This is a genomic window from Streptomyces collinus Tu 365, from assembly GCF_000444875.1.
GTDB classification, from domain to species: Bacteria; Actinomycetota; Actinomycetes; order Streptomycetales; family Streptomycetaceae; genus Streptomyces; species Streptomyces collinus_A.
The window spans coordinates 2,286,182-2,301,694 of the sequence record NC_021985.1; the positions used below are offsets into that span (position 1 = coordinate 2,286,182).

General features: G+C 74.0%; 14 protein-coding genes. 4 read left to right on the forward strand and 10 right to left on the reverse strand.

The genetic code is table 11. The features are described from left to right. Window positions 1-18: 18 nt before the first annotated feature. Window positions 19-1,470: a peptidoglycan D,D-transpeptidase FtsI family protein gene (locus tag B446_RS09720; RefSeq protein ID WP_020939250.1), complete on the forward strand. Its 1,452-nt coding sequence runs from the start codon at window positions 19-21 to the stop codon at window positions 1,468-1,470. Window positions 1,471-1,513: 43 nt separating this feature from the next. On the opposite strand, the gene B446_RS09725 is transcribed toward B446_RS09720, so the two are convergent. The 8 genes from B446_RS09725 to B446_RS09760 all read right to left on the reverse strand — a co-directional run bounded on the left by B446_RS09725 (window position 1,514) and on the right by B446_RS09760 (window position 9,549). Then, window positions 1,514-2,965, reverse strand: a complete 1,452-nt coding sequence (locus B446_RS09725) for an NCS2 family permease (protein ID WP_020939251.1) — start codon at window positions 2,963-2,965, stop codon at window positions 1,514-1,516. 184 nt (window positions 2,966-3,149) lie between these two features. After that, the gene (locus B446_RS09730; protein WP_020939252.1) at window positions 3,150-3,947 is read right to left on the reverse strand and encodes an HAD family acid phosphatase; all 798 of its coding nucleotides are present in this window, start codon (window positions 3,945-3,947) and stop codon (window positions 3,150-3,152) included. Between the two features lie 216 nt (window positions 3,948-4,163). Continuing rightward, window positions 4,164-5,897, reverse strand: a complete 1,734-nt coding sequence (gene araD, locus B446_RS09735; RefSeq protein WP_043477943.1) for an L-arabinonate dehydratase — start codon at window positions 5,895-5,897, stop codon at window positions 4,164-4,166. Next, the gene (locus tag B446_RS09740; protein ID WP_020939254.1) at window positions 5,894-6,805 is read right to left on the reverse strand and encodes a dihydrodipicolinate synthase family protein; all 912 of its coding nucleotides are present in this window, start codon (window positions 6,803-6,805) and stop codon (window positions 5,894-5,896) included. The genes araD and B446_RS09740 overlap by 4 nt, the downstream gene beginning before the upstream one ends. After that, entirely contained in the window at window positions 6,802-7,458 is a 657-nt protein-coding gene (locus tag B446_RS09745) for a GntR family transcriptional regulator (protein ID WP_043475194.1), read from the reverse strand. The genes B446_RS09740 and B446_RS09745 overlap by 4 nt, the downstream gene beginning before the upstream one ends. A 157-nt stretch (window positions 7,459-7,615) precedes the next feature. Further along, on the reverse strand, window positions 7,616-8,377 hold the full coding sequence (locus B446_RS09750) for an MBL fold metallo-hydrolase (RefSeq protein ID WP_020939256.1): 762 nt from the start codon (window positions 8,375-8,377) through the stop codon (window positions 7,616-7,618). Window positions 8,378-8,446: 69 nt separating this feature from the next. Continuing rightward, window positions 8,447-8,746 (reverse strand): hypothetical protein, encoded by a 300-nt coding sequence (locus B446_RS09755; protein ID WP_020939257.1) that lies wholly within the window; start codon window positions 8,744-8,746, stop codon window positions 8,447-8,449. 221 nt (window positions 8,747-8,967) lie between these two features. Next, window positions 8,968-9,549 (reverse strand): TIGR03086 family metal-binding protein, encoded by a 582-nt coding sequence (locus B446_RS09760; protein ID WP_020939258.1) that lies wholly within the window; start codon window positions 9,547-9,549, stop codon window positions 8,968-8,970. A 161-nt stretch (window positions 9,550-9,710) separates the two neighbouring features. Between B446_RS09760 and B446_RS09765 the strand changes: the two genes are divergently transcribed. Further along, window positions 9,711-10,946, forward strand: coding sequence for an MFS transporter (locus B446_RS09765; protein WP_020939259.1), 1,236 nt, complete (start codon window positions 9,711-9,713; stop codon window positions 10,944-10,946). Window positions 10,947-11,233: 287 nt separating this feature from the next. Here B446_RS09765 and B446_RS09770 read toward each other — a convergent pair whose 3' ends face one another. Both B446_RS09770 and B446_RS09775 read right to left on the reverse strand, forming a co-directional pair. Beyond that, window positions 11,234-12,397 (reverse strand): hypothetical protein, encoded by a 1,164-nt coding sequence (locus B446_RS09770; RefSeq protein ID WP_020939260.1) that lies wholly within the window; start codon window positions 12,395-12,397, stop codon window positions 11,234-11,236. Further along, window positions 12,394-13,335, reverse strand: a complete 942-nt coding sequence (locus B446_RS09775) for a 5-dehydro-4-deoxyglucarate dehydratase (protein ID WP_020939261.1) — start codon at window positions 13,333-13,335, stop codon at window positions 12,394-12,396. Before B446_RS09775 ends, B446_RS09770 begins: the two co-directional genes overlap by 4 nt. A gap of 305 nt (window positions 13,336-13,640) precedes the next feature. Here B446_RS09775 and B446_RS09780 point away from each other — a divergent pair, with 305 nt between their 5' ends. Both B446_RS09780 and B446_RS09785 read left to right on the forward strand, forming a co-directional pair. After that, window positions 13,641-14,450 (forward strand): NAD-dependent epimerase/dehydratase family protein, encoded by an 810-nt coding sequence (locus B446_RS09780; protein WP_020939262.1) that lies wholly within the window; start codon window positions 13,641-13,643, stop codon window positions 14,448-14,450. A 278-nt stretch (window positions 14,451-14,728) separates the two neighbouring features. After that, window positions 14,729-15,499 (forward strand): DeoR/GlpR family DNA-binding transcription regulator, encoded by a 771-nt coding sequence (locus tag B446_RS09785; protein WP_020939263.1) that lies wholly within the window; start codon window positions 14,729-14,731, stop codon window positions 15,497-15,499. Window positions 15,500-15,513 lie beyond the last annotated feature (14 nt).

The following is a 15,513-nucleotide window of genomic DNA, read 5'->3' on the forward strand; positions in this document are numbered from 1 at the left end:
CTCGTCCTTCCGGACGGGATGAACAAGACGATCAGGCGGGCGTCCGTCTTCGCGCTGCTGCTCGTGCTCGCTCTGCTGGTCAGGGCGACCTGGGTGCAGTTCTACGACGGCAAGGCCCTCGCGGAAGACAACGACAACCGGCGGAACGCGATCGAGACCTACTCACGGCCGCTGGGGAACATCATCGTGGCCGGGAACTCGATCACCGGCTCGGCGCGGACGAAGGGCGGCGACCTCGCGTACAAGCGGACGTACAAGACCGGCAGACTCTACGCGGCCGTGACGGGTTACGCCTCGCAGGCCTACGCCCCGACCCAGCTGGAGGGCATCTACGCGGACCTGCTCAACGGCACCGACACCCAGCTCAAGACCGTCATGGACACGGTCACCGGGGAGCGGGCCGAGCCGGGTGACGTGCTCACCACGATCGAACCGGCCGTCCAGAAGGCGGCCTACGACGCGCTCGGGAACAACAAGGGCGCGGCCGTCGCCCTCGACCCGAAGACCGGCCGGATCCTCGCGGTGGTCTCGACCCCCTCGTACGACCCCACGCAGCTCACCGACGCCAACACCGCGGGCGGGGCCTGGAAGCGGCTGCTCGCGGACAAGGACAAGCCGCTCACCAACCGGGCGCTGCGCCAGCCGCTGCCGCCCGGCTCCACGTTCAAGCTGGTCGTGGCCGCGGCCGCGCTGGAGGACGGGCTGTACAAGAACGTGGACGAGCCCACCGACAGCCCCGATCCGTACACGCTGCCCGGCACGTCGCAGGTGCTGACCAACGAGAACCGGTCGGCTCCCTGCAAGGACGCCCCGATCCGGGTCGCGCTGCGCTACTCCTGCAACAACGTCTTCGCCAGGATGGCGGTCCGGCTCGGCCAGGACAAGGTGCGGGCCATGGCCGAGAAGTTCGGCTTCGACGACGAGAAGCTGGACGTGCCGGTGCGGGCCAACGCCAGCGTGTACCCGGCGCACATGGACGACGCCCAGACCGGCCTCTCCGGCATCGGCCAGTTCGACGTGACCGCGACCCCGCTCCAGATGGCCATGGTGTCGGCGGCCATCGCCAACGACGGCAAGCTGGTCTCGCCGCACATGGTCTCGCGGATCACCGACAGCGGCGGCGACACGCTGAAGGACTACGACGACGGAGCGGACACGCGGCAGATCGTCAGCTCCGCTACTGCCGGGCAGCTGCGGTCGGCGATGGAGACGGTGGTGAAGGACGGCACCGGTACGAACGCGCAGATCGCCGGGGTGACGGTCGGCGGCAAGACCGGCACCGCGCAGCACGGCGAGAACAACAGCAAGACGCCGTACGCCTGGTTCACGTCCTACGGAAAGGCGGCGGGCGGCAAGGAGGTCGCCGTCGCGGTGATGGTCGAGCAGTCCGACGCGGCCCGGTCGGAGGTCAGCGGCAACGGGCTGGCGGCGCCGGTGGCCCGGGCGATGATGCGGGCGGCGCTCAAGTAGGTACCGGGCGCGGGGGGCGGTCCGCCGGGCCGCCCCCCGTCGCTCACCTGACCCCGAGGATCTGCTCCACCGGGTCGATCGCGAAGTAGACGAGGAACAGCGCCGAGACGCCCCACAGCAGCCAGTTGACCTCCCTGGCCCTGCCGAGGACCGTCTTGATGAGCACGTAGGACACGAAGCCCGCGCCGATGCCGTCGGTGATCGAGTAGGTGAAGGGCATCGCGGCGATGGTGAGGAACGCCGGGACGGCGATCTCGTACCGGTCCCAGTCGATGTGCTTCACATGGGTCATCATCAGGAAGCCCACCGCGATCAGCGCCGGCGCCGCCGCCTGCAGCGGGACGATCGTCAGCAGCGGGGTGAGGAAGAGGGCGAGGCCGAAGAGGCCGCCGGTGACCAGGTTGGCGAAGCCGGTGCGGGCTCCCTCGCCGACCCCGGCGGCGGACTCGATGTAGGCCGTGTTGGAGGAGGCGGAGCCGACACCGCCCGCGACGGCGGCGGCGCCGTCGATGAACAGCACCCGGCCGATGCCGGGCACCTGCCCCCGGTCGTCGAGCAGTCCGGCCTCGGCGCTGATGCCGACGATCGTGCCCATGGCGTCGAAGAAGTCGGACAGGATCAGGGTGAAGACCAGCAGGACGGCGGTGAGCACCCCGGCCTTGGCGAAGCCGCCGAACAGGCTGAAGTGGCCGACGAGACCGAAGTCCGGGGCGGCGACGATCCTGTCCGGGAGCCTGGGGGTGGTCAGGCCCCAGCTCCCGATGTCGGCGACGGCGTCGATGACGATCGCGACGACGGTCATCGTCACGATGCTGATGAGGATCGCGCCCTTCACCTTGCGGGCGAGCAGCGCGACGGTCAGCAGCACGCCGAGGCAGAAGACGAGGACCGGCCAGCCGGTGAGACGCCCGACGGCGCCGAGCTGCACGGGCACGGTGGTGTGCGCGGCGTCCGGGATCCGGCTGACGAACCCGGCGTCCACGAAGCCGATGAAGGCGATGAACAGGCCGATGCCGACGCCGATGGCCTGCTTGAGCTGCTGCGGGATCGCGTTCATGATCGCTTCCCGGAGTCCGGTGAGGACCAGCAGGCAGATGACGAGGCCCTCCAGGACCACCAGGCCCATCGCGTCGGGCCAGCTCATCAGCGGCGCGAGCTGGAAGGCGACGACGGCGTTGAGGCCGAGGCCCGCCGCGACGGCGAGCGGCAGGTTGCCGCCGACGCCCATGATGACGGTCATGACGCAGGCCACCAGCGCGGTGGCGGTGACCAGTTGGCCGGTGTCGAGGGAGTGGCCGAACTTGTCCTTGGCGCTGCCCAGGATGATCGGGTTCAGGACAAGGATGTAGGCCATGGTGAAGAACGTGGCGAGACCGCCGCGTATCTCCCGGCCGAAGGTGGAGCCCCGTTCGGTGATTCTGAAGTACCGGTCGAGGCCGTTCGTGGCGGGTGGCGCGGCACTCCGCCGCTGCTCCGCCTGCTGCGTCTCGGACATGGTCGAACTCCTCGTCGCCTGTGAGCCGATGGGCGCGTGCTGGCTGGATTGTTCCCCTGTCGCACCCGTTTCAGGTTTCCCCGGTGTGACGGAATCCCGGGCGACGCGCCGGCCCCCGCCGCGGCACGGTCGTGCCGGGACGGGGGCCGGGTGCGAGCGTCCGCTCGCCGGCGTACGGCTGACGTCAGGAGACGAAGTACGTCGGGTTCGGCAGCTTGTAGGTGCGGTCGGCGTGTCCGCCGTCGAGGTCCGAGTACTGGTCGCCGAAGTTGGCGACGATCTCGTACCCGAGGTCGTCCTCGATGTGCTTGCGGGTGCCGGCCTTGTACTGCACGGTGGTGCAGTTCCAGGTGCCGGGGGTGGCGCAGTCGCCCAGGTAGGCGGGCGGGTTGGCCTTGTCCTTGAGGAACATGTGGCCGGCGTCGAGGTTCACGTCGGCGCCGATCTTCTTCAGGTTGTCGACGGCGGCGGTGCGCTGCGCCTCGCTGAGACCGGAGTTGTAGAAGACCGTCACGCCCTTGGACGCGGCGTACCGGACCAGCTCGGGGCTGCCGAAGACGGCCGGGCGGTCGGCACGGTTCACGTAGTCGGCCCAGGTGGTGCCGTTGTACGTGTAGTTGTAGCGCTTCTCGTAGTCGAGGCTGAGCAGCAGCGTGTCGTCGATGTCGAAGACGACGGCCGGCTTCTCGCCGTGGTGGTGCGCCTTGCGCGCCGCCTTGTCGATGTAGCGGCGGGCGTCGGCGTCGATGCGCGCGAGGTCCTTGGCGTACGGGCTGTCCGGGGACGCCTGGTAGACGCCGTTGCTGTCGGCGGTGGTGCCGTAGTAGGTGTCGATGTCCTTCACCAGGAGCCCGATGTTGTAGGGCTCGTGGGTGGAGTTCGCGGTGGACTGGCCGGCCGTGGCCGCGCCGGCGCCGTACAGGGCGCCACCGGCGAGGGCGCAGGCGGCGGTGGCCGCCGCGATCCGATGTGATTTACGCATGACAGGTGTTCTACGCGCGTCACCAGGGGGAGCGCGAGACTCATTGCCCAATCGATATCAAGCCATCCCCGAACGGCTCGCGCTCCGGGGCGGGTACGGGCGTGCCGGAGCCACCGGTGCGTCAGCACTTCTGGCGTGGCGCCCAGTTGCCGGGCCGTGCCCGGGGACGGACCGCCGCCGTGTCGGCGCAGGCAGACGGCGGGGGTCGCGGGCCTCTCAGCCGGCGTACGGGTCCGGCACCTGGCCCGGGCGGGCGAGGAACTCGAAGTCGCAGCCGGTGTCGGCCTGGGTGATCTGTGCCTGGTGGAGGGCGCCGAAGCCGCGCTCGTACCGGGCGGGCGGCGGGGTCCAGGCGGCCCGGCGCCGCTCCAGTTCCGCGTCGTCCACGTGCAGGTGGAGGCTGCGGGCGTCGACGTCCAGGGTGATGAGGTCGCCGGTGCGCACCAGCGCGAGGGGCCCGCCGACGTACGACTCGGGCGCCACGTGCAGCACGCAGGCGCCGTAACTGGTGCCGCTCATCCGGGCGTCGGAGATCCGCACCATGTCCCGCACTCCTTGCTCGAGCAGGTGGCCCGGGATGGGCAGCATGCCGTACTCGGGCATGCCGGGGCCGCCCTTGGGTCCGGCGTTGCGCAGCACCAGCACGCTGTCGGCGGTGATGCCGAGGGCGGGGTCGTCGATGGTGCGCTGCATGGTCCGGTAGTCGTCGAAGACGACGGCGGGGCCGGTGTGCCGCAGCAGGCGGGGCTCGGCGGCGATGTGCTTGACGACGGCGCCGTCCGGGCAGAGGTTGCCCCGCAGGACGGCGACCCCGCCCTCGCTCGCGACCGGGTTGTCACGGGTGCGGATCACCGCGTCGTCGTGCACCCGCGCGCCGGCGAGCTGCTCGCGCAGGGTGTCGTGGGAGACCGTCGGCCGGTCGAGGTGGAGCAGGTCGGGGATGCGGGAGAGGAAGCCGGGCAGGCCGCCGGCGAAGTGGAAGTCCTCCATGAGGTGGCGCCGGCCGCCGGGCCGGACGTCGGCGAGGACCGGGACGGTGCGGGCGATGCGGTCGAAGTCGTCCAGGGTGAGTTTCACCCCCGCCCGGCCCGCCATGGCGATCAGGTGGATCACGGCGTTGGTGGAACCGCCGAGCCCGAGCACCGTGGTGACGGCGTCCTCGAAGGCCTCGCGGGTGAGGATGTCGCTCGGCCTGCGGTCGCGGTGGACCAGTGCGACGATCGTCAGGCCGGCCCGCGCGGCCATCCGGTCGTGCCCGGAGTCCACCGCCGGGATGCTGGACGCGCCCGGCACGGTCATCCCGAGCGCCTCGGCGGCCGCGGTGAGCGTCGACGCGGTGCCCATCGTCATGCAGTGGCCGGGCGAGCGGGCCAGTCCGCTCTCCAGTTCGGCCATCTCGCAGTCGCCGATGAGACCGGCCCGCCGGTCGTCCCAGTACTTCCACATGTCGGTGCCGGACCCCAGGACCTCGCCCCTCCAGTGGCCCGGGAGCATGGGCCCGGCCGGTACGAACACGGCGGGCAGGTCGACGGAGGCGGCGCCCATGAGCAGCGCGGGGGTCGACTTGTCGCAGCCGCCCATGAGCACCGCGCCGTCGACGGGGTAGGACCGCAGCAGTTCCTCGGTCTCCATGGCGAGCAGGTTGCGGTAGAGCATCGGGGTCGGCTTCTGGAAGGTCTCGCTGAGCGTGGAGACGGGGAACTCCAGCGGGAAGCCGCCCGCCTGCCACACCCCGCGCTTGACGGCCTGGGCCCGCTCGCGCAGGTGGACGTGGCAGGGGTTGATGTCGGACCAGGTGTTGAGGATCGCGACGACCGGCTTGCCGAGGTGTTCCTCGGGCAGGTAGCCGAGCTGGCGGGTGCGGGCGCGGTGGCTGAAGGAGCGCAGGCCGTCCGCGCCGTACCACTGGTGGCTCCGGAGCTCTTCCGGGCTCCTGCGGGGCGCGCTCACACCGGCCACCCGGCGGCGATCGCGGCGACCTCGGCGCGCCTTTCCTCGGGCAGCGGCCTGCTCGGCGGGCGGACGTCCCGGCGGCACAGGCCGAGCGCGGCGAGCGCCTCCTTGACGACGGTGACGTTGTCGGCGGAGCCGTGGGCGGCGCGCAGCTCCTCGAAGCGGCGGATCCGCTCCCAGACCCTCATGGCGGCCGGGTAGTCGCCGGAGCGCAGCGCGTCGAGCATGTTCCGCGGGACGGCCGGCGCGACGTTGACGAGTCCGGAGGTGAAGCCGGTGGCGCCGGCGGAGAAGTAGGAGGGGGCGTACGGCTCGGCGAGGCCGGCCACCCACACGAAGCGGTCCAGGCCCGCGTCCCGGGCGAAGGCCGCGAACCGGGCCGCGTCCGGGACGGCGTACTTCACGCCGATCACGTTGGGGCAGTGGTCGGCGAGTTCGGCGAGCCGGGCGCCGGTGAGCCGCGCGTCGCGGACGTAGGGGACGACGCCCAGCTCGGGCACGGCCTCGGCGATGGCCCGGTGGTAGTCGACCCAGCCGGCGGCCGAGACGTAGGGGTGCACGGGCTGGTGGACCATCACCATCCCGGCGCCGAGGTCGCGGGCGTGCCGGGCGGAGCCGGTCGCGGTGGGCAGGTCGTGGCCCACGCCCACCAGGACCGCGGCGCGGTCGCCGGCCTCCTCGACGGTCAGCTCGGTGACCAGGCGGCGCTCCTCGGGGGTGAGGGCGTAGAACTCGCCGGTGTTGCCGTTGGGGGTGAGGGTCGTGATCCCGCCGTCGAGCAGACGGCGCAGCAGGGCCCGGTGGGTGTCACGCTCGACGGAGCCGTCCGCGGCGAAGGGGGTCACCGGAATGGCCACCACGTCGGCCAGGGCGGCCCGCTGAGCCTCGAACGTCACGCTGCTCATGAACGGCCTTCCGCTGGGTGGGGCTCGGGGAAAGCCCGCCGCACGAAGGACGCGATGTGGGCGTGCAGGGCGCCGGCCGCGCCGTCCGCGTCGCCGTCCAGGGCGAGCCGCAGGATCTCCCGGTGCTCGGCGGCCTCCCGCTCCCAGGAGGGGTCGGCGGCCCAGGCCACGGCGGAGACCAGCGCCGCCTGGTCGCGGACCTCGTCGAGCATCCGGCCGAGCAGCGGGTTGCCGCACGGCAGGTAGAGGGCGCGGTGGAACGCGCGGTTGGCGAGGGAGCGTTCGGCGGTGTCGGTGGCGGCGTCGGCCCGGGTGAGGGCCTCGCGGGCGGCGTCGAGGGGCGAGCCGCGCCGCACTGCCCGGCGCAGGGCCTCGGGCTCCAGCAGCAGGCGCACGTCGTAGACCTCGCGGGCCATGTCCGCGTCCACCATGCGCACCGTGACGCCCTTGTACTGGCTCAGCACGACCAGGCCCGTCCCGGCGAGGGTCTTGAGCGCCTCCCGCACGGGGGTCTTGGACACCCCGAACTGCGCGGCCAGCTCCGTCTCGACCAGGGCCTGTCCGGGGGGCAACTGCCCCGTCAGGATGCGGTGTCTGATCGCGTCCAGCACGAACTGCGTGCGGGACGGGATCGGGGTGGGCACAGAGGTCATGCGGCCCTCTCGGATCTCACGTATCGCGTCTCATATATGACGTACGAAGTACGACGCGGACGACCGTAGGAGGGTGACCGGGTTCCGTCAATGCCTCTGACAAAGGAAGCGGGCGGGGAATGTCCTTACCGGGCCCGGGAGTTGGCGGGCGGGCGGGTCAGAAGACGCGGACGGCGCCCTCGACGGCCGGGTGGGTCGGCCGGCCGCAGGCGGCCGCGGCGCGCCCGGTCGCCGCCTCCCTGGTGAGCGTCGGCCCGACATGGGTGACGAGCAGTTCCCGCACACGGGCGTCACGGGCGACGCGCCCGGCGTCCTCGGGGGTGAGATGGACCGGCCGGAGAGGCTCGTCTCCGCCGTGCGCGTCGAGGTCCGCCTCGCACAGGAACAGGTCGGCGCCGGTGGCGAGTTCGGTGAGCGCGGGGCAGGGGCCGCTGTCCCCCGAGTACGCCAGCACGCTGCCCTGGCACTCGGCGCGCAGACCGTACGCCTCGGTGTCGTGGACGACGGCGCGGCTGGTCAGGCGGAGGTTCCAGTGCCGGACGTCGTGTCCGTCGTACAGGTCACGGAAGTCGAGGACGGCCTTCAGGAAGTCCACGTCCGGGCGGCCGAAGAAGCCGGCCAGCCGCCGCGCGCAGTCCCGCGGGGCGTACACGGGGACAGGCGCGGGCGGGGTCATCCCGCCGAAGGCGAAGGCGTACGCGGCGGCCAGCAGGTCGGCGCTGTGGTCCGCGTGCAGGTGCGAGATCCAGATCGCCGTGAGCCGCGCGGGGTCCGTGTGCCGCTGCAACGCGGCGAACGTGCCCGGACCCGCGTCCACCCACACCTCGGCGCCCCCGCCGGAGACCAGGTACCCGGAGCAGGGCCGGTCGGGGCCGGGGTGCGGCGAGGCGGTGCCGAGAACGGTGAGCGTGAGCGGCATGGGAGTGAGGCTACCGACGCCGTCCGCCCGGATCGGGCGGATTCCCGCAAGCCGGGAGCGAAGGACCGGTCAGGTCTCCACCACGGCCGCGCAGTCGGGGCAGACCCGGGCGGCGTACTCGGGCGGGTACCAGGGGGTCTCGGGTTCCTCGGCGGACATCCGGCGGGCCTTCTCCATGGCGAAGGTGTCCTTGCCGCACAGGGTGCGGGGCCCGGCGGCGCCGGACCTGCCGGGGGCGGCGGGCGCGGCGTGCACCCGCCGGGGCACCCGTGCCGCGCTGGCCGCACCGGGGGACGCGGGGGCGCCGGCCGGGGCCGCGTGGCCGGCCGCCGGCTGGTCGAGTTCGTACACGACGACGATCTCGCTCATGCCTCCACCGTAGCCACGTTCGCCGCCGATCCGCTTGACGTGGGCGGAGGGTGTCGCAGGGGGGCGTCCGGCGGCTGCCCGGCCGGCCGGCGGGGTCACCGCACGGCCGACGGCGGGGTCACCGCACGGGCAGCGACGAGGTCACCGCACGGACGGCGGCGCCGGCCCAGGGCGACGCTCCGGGCCGCGGCCCGGCGGTGCCACGGCCGCCGGTCCGGGTGCTACGGCCGCCACCCCGGGTCCCGGCCGCTCAGGCCCACCGCGCGGTCGAGCGGCGGCGCGTCCTCGGGGACGGCGACCGGCGGCCCGAACGGGCTGTTCTCCGGCTGGGCGGCCGCGGCCCGGAGGAAGGCGAGGGAGGCGTCGAGAGCGGCCGGGTCGGGGGTGTACGGCAGGCCGGTCGCGCGGGCGAGGTCCCAGGCGTGGATCACCAGCTCGTCGGCGGCGATCGGGCCCGCGATCCCGGCCGGCAGGTCGATCCCGCCCGCCCGGGTCATGCCGGTCCAGGCGGCCGGGTCGCGCCAGGCGTCGGCGAGTTCGTCCAGCGCCTTGGGCAGTTCCTCGCGCCAGCCTGGGCCGATGTCCGGCACGGCGCTGTCCGGGCTGGTGTCGGTGGTGGCGCCGAGGTCCTTGCGCGCCGCGTCGCGGAAGGCGACGGACAGCCCGAGCAGATGACCCAGCAGGTTGCGTACCGCCAGGTCGGGACAGGGGGTGGGGGCCGAGAGCTGGTCGTCGGTCACGGCCTCGGCGAGTTGCGCCACGATCCGGGCCTGGGGGCCGAGATCGAGCAGGTGGTCGGACATGCCTGGCTCCTCGATGATTGCTGCGGTACCGGTACGGAAGGCTGACCGCGCGGCACGGGGAAACTCATCGGTCCGGCGCAAGCCCGCCGCCGCCGCCGTCCCGCGGCATAGGGCAGGTGCCCGATGTCCGCCCGCCCCCCTCAGACCCACGATGGGCGGGCATGACGACCTCCTCCACGGTGCCCCGCGTGCTGCGGGACCGCAACGCCGCGCTCTGGCTGACCGGCTCGCTGGTGTCCGCCTTCGGCACCTCCTCGCTGTGGCTGGCGTCGGGCGTGTGGGTCAAGGACCTCACCGGTTCGGACGGCCTGGCCGCGCTGTGCGTGTTCGCCCTGTGGGCGCCCACCGTGGCGGGCCCGGCGCTCGGGACGCTCGCCGACCGCTGCCGCCGCCGGCCCCTGCTCGTCGCCCTGAACCTGGGCCTGGCCGCCCTGCTGCCCACCCTCTTCGCCGTCCGCTCCCCCGGCCGTCTGTGGCTGCTGTTCACGGTGCTCTTCCTGTACGGCGCCGCCGGCGTCGTCCTCGACGCCGCCGAGTCGGCCCTGGTCGCCGCCGCCGTCGCCCCGGACCTGCTCGGTGACCTCAACGGGCTGCGCACGACGGTCACGGAGGGCATGAAGCTGGTCGCCCCGCTGACCGGGGCGGGCCTCTACGCGGTGGGCGGCGGCCCGGCCGTGGCCTGCCTCGACGCGGTCACCTTCGCCGCCGCCGCCGGGCTGTGTGCCCTGCTCCGGGTGGCGGAGGGGCGCCCGGTCCGCTCCGGTGCCGGCTGGTGGCGGGAGACGGCGGAGGGCGTGCGCCGCCTGTGGGGGCACCGGGGGCTGCGGCCACTGGTCGGCGCGGGCGGTACGACGATGCTGTGCGCCGCGCTGGGCAGCACGACGCTGTACGCCGTCGTCGATCGCCTCGGCCACTCCCCCGCCTATCTGGGCGTGCTGTACGCCGTCCAGGGGGCCGGCTCGGTGGCGGCCGGGCTGGTCTCGGGCCCGGCGCTGCGACGGCTGGGCGGGCCCCGGTTCGCGGCGGCCGGGATCGCGCTGACGGCGGCCGGGCTGGCGGCGCGCGCCGTTCCCTCGGACCCGGTGGTCCTGGTGTCGGGCGCGGCGGTCGGGCTGGGGCTGCCGTGCGTCCTGGTCGCCGCGCTCACCGCGGTGCAGCGGGAGACACCGGGGCCGCTGCTGGGCCGGGCGACCGCCACCGCGCACACGGTGCTGTTCACCCCGAACGTCGTCGGCCTCGCCGCCGGAGCCGCCCTGGCCGGACCGGCAGGCCCCGTGCCCCTGTGCCTGCTGACCGCCTCGGCACTCCTGCTGACGGCGGCCACCCTCACGGTTCACCGGCCGCCCCTCACCTCGCGCTCCGCGTCGAAGTCCCCGCCGGACGCCGGACGCCCGTGACATGGCAGCCCCCGTCGCGCCGCCCCAGGGGCACGCGCGCGGGCCGCGTCCGCGAGGGCCGCGCAGGGCGCCACGCCCCTTCCGCGCGCCCGGCGCGGCTCGTACCGCCGCGAGGTCACCGTCGGAAGCCGACCCTCGGGGCACAACTCCCGTCGCCCCACTCCCAAGACACGCGCGCGGGCCGCGTCCCCGGCGACCGCGCCGGGCGCCACCGCGCGACCGGCGACCGGCGACCGGCGACCGGCGACCGGCGACCGGGATCCTGCCCCCGTCCCCGCCCCCCCGTTTCAGCGCGCGGCCAGCGCCCCTCGTACCGCCGCGAGGTCGTCGTCGGACGCCAACCCCGCGTGGTAGAGCCGCAGTTCCGTCGCGCCCAGAGCGCGGGCGCGGGCCGCGTCGGCGGTGAGTGTGCCGCGGCTGCCGCCCATGCCGGCGACGACCGTGAGGTTGGCGGCCAGGACCGTGTCCGTGCGGGCCTGCTCGGCGAAGGGGGTCAGCAGGGACGGGCCGGCGGTGCACGGCACCACCACGCCGTCCGCCACGGAGAGGACGTGGGCCGGGTCGACGCCCGCGTTGGCGCCGCAGTGGTAGGGCACCGGGTCCGCGTGCAGCAGGACCTGGAAGCCGTCGGGGGCGGCCGCGCGCACGGCGGCGACGGCCTGCTCCTGGAGGGTGCGGGCGGTGGTGTCGCGCCACGCGCGCGTGGCGGCGGCCCGGTCCTCGCCGAGGAGCCTGCCGACCGTCGGCCAGCCCCCGTCGGCGGCGGCGCCGCGCCACAGCGGTTCGAGGGCGTCCCGTACGGCAGCCGTCAACTCGTCCGCGTCGAGGCCCTGTTCGCCGTACCCGGTCCGGCAGGCCGGGCAGAAGCAGAGCGACATCAGGTACTGCCCGGCGTCCCCGAGCCCGACCCCGGCGGTCTTGTCGTGGGCGTGCAGGTGCTGGAGGCCGTACCAGCCCAGCGACTCCAGTTCGGTGCCCCGCGCGCCGGGGCGCACGGCCGCCTCGGCGGCCAGGTCGACCAGGTACGCGCGCGTGGCGGGCTGGGCGATGCAGGGGGCCCACGGGTAGCGGTCGCCGTAGGCGTTGACGACGGAGGTGTCCGGATGTTCGGCGCCCATGCGGGAGTTGTGCGCGAGGACGACCCAGGTGTGCACCTCGAGACCGGCCGCGGCGAGCGCGCCGGCGGCCTCCCCGTAGGCGTCCCCGGGGGCCCAGCGGCCGGCCGGGTAGGGGCGCAGCCCGCGGCCCGCCCAGCGGTGACCGACCGGGTAGAGGACGGCCGCGTACTCGGCGGTGACGATGCGGTGGCGCGGGTGGCGGGGGGTGAGGGCGCGGGTGGAGTGGTAGGCGGAGGCCAGGGTCACCTGCTCGACGCCGAGGGCGGCGATGCGGGCGGGCGCCTCCGGGTCACCCACGACGTCCCAGGGGTAGACGAACGCCGACGCCTTCACGCGCCCCCCTCCAGCAGTGCGTGCCCGCGCTCGATCAGCCGGGCCAGCCGTTCGACGTGGTCCTCGGACGGTTCGTGCAGCGGCGGGCGGACCTCGCCGACGTCCTGGCCGCGCAGCCGTACGCCGGCCTTGACGAGCGCGACGGCGTAGCCGCGGCCCTGCGCGCGCAGTTCCACGAACGGGCGGTAGAAGCCGTCCAGGAGGCGGCGCACGGTGTCCTGGTCGCCGTCGGCCAGGGCCCGGTGGAAGGCGACGGCGATCTCGGGGGCGAAGCAGAAGACGGCGGAGGAGTACAGCGTGATGCCGAGGGCGCGGTAGGCGAGCTGGGTCTGCTCGGCGGTGGGCAGACCGTTGAAGTACAGGAAGTCGCCGGGGACCTCGGTGCGCACGGCGCTGACGATCCGCTGCAGGAGGTCCAGGTCGCCCAGGCCGTCCTTGAGGCCGACGACACCGTCGGTGCGGGCGAGGGCGACCGCGGTGGCCGGGGTGAGGACGGCGTTGTCCCGCTGGTAGACGATCACCGGCAGGGCGGTGGCCGCGGCGATCTCCCGGTAGTGCCGCAGCAGCCCCTCCTGGGGGGCGTGGACGAGGTAGGGCGGCATGGCGAGGAGTCCGTCGGCGCCCGCGTCCTCGGCGAGGCGCGCGTAGCGGACGGCGAGCGCGGTGCCGTACCCGGCGCCCGCGACCACCGGGACCCGCCCTCCCGTCGCCTCCACCGCCGCCCGGACGCAGGCTCCGAACTCCTCGGGCAGCAGCGCGTGGAACTCGCCGGTGCCGCAGCAGGCGAACACGGCGGCGGCGCCGTCCGCGACGCCCCGGCGCACATGGGCGCGGTAGACGTCGAGGTCCACGGTGCCGTCGGGGCCGTAGGCCGTGACGGGGAAGAACAGCGGCCCGCTCGGGTCGCGGAGCCGGGCGGCGAGAGGGGCTGGCGTCACGGGCGCTCCCTGTCGGTGCAGGTCATCGGTGCATGTGCCTGATCTGCGTCCATATTCATGAACGACGTCACGCTACGGGGCGCCCTCTGGGGCGGTCAAGCGGTCACACCGGCAACACCAGGGCCGATTCCGGCACGCCACGGCGCACTTGACCCGGCGCCCGGCCCTCTTTAGCGTGACCTTGCGTCTACGGATGTGAATATCCGCCACGCACGCGCCGCCGTCGGTACGGGACTCGCCGCGAGGACCGGCGCAGGACTTCGCAGACTTCGCAGGACTTCGCCCGGACAGCAAGGAGACCGAGGATGCCCGCTCCCCGCACCGTTCTGCTCACCGGCGCCGCCGGCGGCCTCGGCACGCTGATGCGGTCCCTGCTGCCGGAGTACGGCTACACGCTGCGCCTGTTCGACGTGCGGCCGGTCGAGGGCGCGCCGGACGCGATCACCGCCGACCTCGGCGACCGGGAGGCGCTGCGCGAGGCGGTGCGGGGCGTGGACGCGGTCCTGCACCTCGCGGGCATCTCCCTGGAGGCACCCTTCGAGAAGATCCTGCGGTCCAACATCGAGGGCACCTACCACCTGTACGAGGCCGCCCGCCTCGAAGGCGTGCCGCGGATCGTCTTCGCCTCCTCCAACCACGCCGTCGGCTTCACCCCCGCCCCGCGCCCGGGCGAGGCGCTGATCCCCGTCGACACCCCGCGCCGCCCGGACACCTTCTACGGCCTGTCCAAGTCGTTCGGCGAGGACCTGGCCCAGCTCTACTGGGACAAGCACGGTCTGGAGACCGTCTCGGTGCGGATCGGCTCCTGCTTCCCGGAGCCGACCAGCGTGCGCATGCTCTCGGTGTGGATGAGCCCGGCCGACGGCGCCCGCCTCTTCCACGCGGCCCTGACCGCCGACGGGGTCGGCCACACGGTCGTTCACGGCTCCTCGGCCAACACCCGCCTGTGGTGGGACCTGACGTCCGCGCGGGCCCTCGGCTACGAGCCGCGGGACGACTCCGAGCCGTACGCGGCCGAGCTGATCGCCGAACAGGGCGAGCTGGACCCGGACAATCCGGCCCACAGCCACCTGGGCGGCCACTTCGTGACCGACCCGCCCGTCTGGCCGTACTGAGGCAGTACCGAGGCACCTTCCGGACGGCCGGAAACGGCCGTCCACGCGGCGGGCGGGCACCGAACGGGCCCGCCCGCCGCCCTGTTCGGGCATCCGGGCCGCCCGCTCAGACGCGGCCGCGCACGGCCGCGCAGGTCCGAGCCGGGCACGGCGCACGGCGAACGGGCACACCCGGGCAGCATCGGGCCCGCAACAGACCTGGTCGGCGCCGCACCCCCGCTGTAGAAATTCCCCCAGGGCCCGAACGGGCAGCTCCGGCGGAAGAAGCGGGTGACGGCATGGGCGCCAGTACGGCGGAAGAGCGCCAGCGCGAGATCGTGCGCGCCGCGCGCGCCACCGGTTCGGTCGACGTCACGGCGCTCGCCGCCGTCCTGGGCGTGGCCAAGGAGACCATCCGGCGCGACCTGCGGGCGCTGGAGGACCACGGCCTGGTCCGGCGTACGCACGGCGGCGCCTACCCGGTGGAGAGCGCGGGTTTCGAGACGACGCTCGCCTTCCGCGCCACCAGTCACGTGCCCGAGAAACGCAGGATCGCGGCCGCCGCCGCCGAGCTGCTGGGCGACGCGGAGACCGTGTTCGTGGACGAGGGCTTCACCCCGCAGCTCATCGCCGAGGCGCTGCCGCCGGACCGGCCGCTGACCGTGGTCACCGCGTCCCTGCCGGTCGCGGGCGCCCTCGCCGAGGCCGAGCACACCCAGGTGCTGCTGCTCGGCGGGCGGGTCCGGGCCGGCACGCTGGCCACCGTCGACCACTGGACGACGAAGATGCTGGCCGGCTTCGTGGTCGACCTCGCCTACATCGGTGCCAACGGCATCTCCCGCGAACACGGCCTGACCACCCCGGACCCCGCGGTCAGCGAGGTCAAGGCGCAGGCCATCCGGTCCGCGCGGCGCACCGTCTTCGCGGGCACGCACACCAAGTTCGGGGCCGTCAGCTTCTGCCGGTTCGCCGAGGTCGGCGCGCTGGAGGCGATCGTGACGAGCACCCTGCTGCCGGCCGCCGAGGCCAACCGCTACTCCCTGCTGGGCCCGCAGGTCATCCGGGTCTGAACCGCCGCCCCAGC

What these genes read in the sequence shown, in the direction of transcription:
- B446_RS09720 (WP_020939250.1), top strand. Translation starts at nt 19, where the DNA reads ATGAACAAGACGATCAGGCGGGCGTCCGTCTTCGCGCTGCTGCTCGTG.
- B446_RS09730 (WP_020939252.1), bottom strand. Translation starts at nt 3,947, where the DNA reads ATGCGTAAATCACATCGGATCGCGGCGGCCACCGCCGCCTGCGCCCTC.
- B446_RS09760 (WP_020939258.1), bottom strand. Translation starts at nt 9,549, where the DNA reads ATGTCCGACCACCTGCTCGATCTCGGCCCCCAGGCCCGGATCGTGGCG.
- B446_RS09785 (WP_020939263.1), top strand. Translation starts at nt 14,729, where the DNA reads ATGGGCGCCAGTACGGCGGAAGAGCGCCAGCGCGAGATCGTGCGCGCC.
- B446_RS09755 (WP_020939257.1), bottom strand. Translation starts at nt 8,746, where the DNA reads ATGAGCGAGATCGTCGTCGTGTACGAACTCGACCAGCCGGCGGCCGGC.
- B446_RS09745 (WP_043475194.1), bottom strand. Translation starts at nt 7,458, where the DNA reads ATGACCTCTGTGCCCACCCCGATCCCGTCCCGCACGCAGTTCGTGCTG.
- B446_RS09725 (WP_020939251.1), bottom strand. Translation starts at nt 2,965, where the DNA reads ATGTCCGAGACGCAGCAGGCGGAGCAGCGGCGGAGTGCCGCGCCACCC.
- B446_RS09740 (WP_020939254.1), bottom strand. Translation starts at nt 6,805, where the DNA reads ATGAGCAGCGTGACGTTCGAGGCTCAGCGGGCCGCCCTGGCCGACGTG.
- B446_RS09765 (WP_020939259.1), top strand. Translation starts at nt 9,711, where the DNA reads ATGACGACCTCCTCCACGGTGCCCCGCGTGCTGCGGGACCGCAACGCC.
- B446_RS09750 (WP_020939256.1), bottom strand. Translation starts at nt 8,377, where the DNA reads ATGCCGCTCACGCTCACCGTTCTCGGCACCGCCTCGCCGCACCCCGGC.
- B446_RS09780 (WP_020939262.1), top strand. Translation starts at nt 13,641, where the DNA reads ATGCCCGCTCCCCGCACCGTTCTGCTCACCGGCGCCGCCGGCGGCCTC.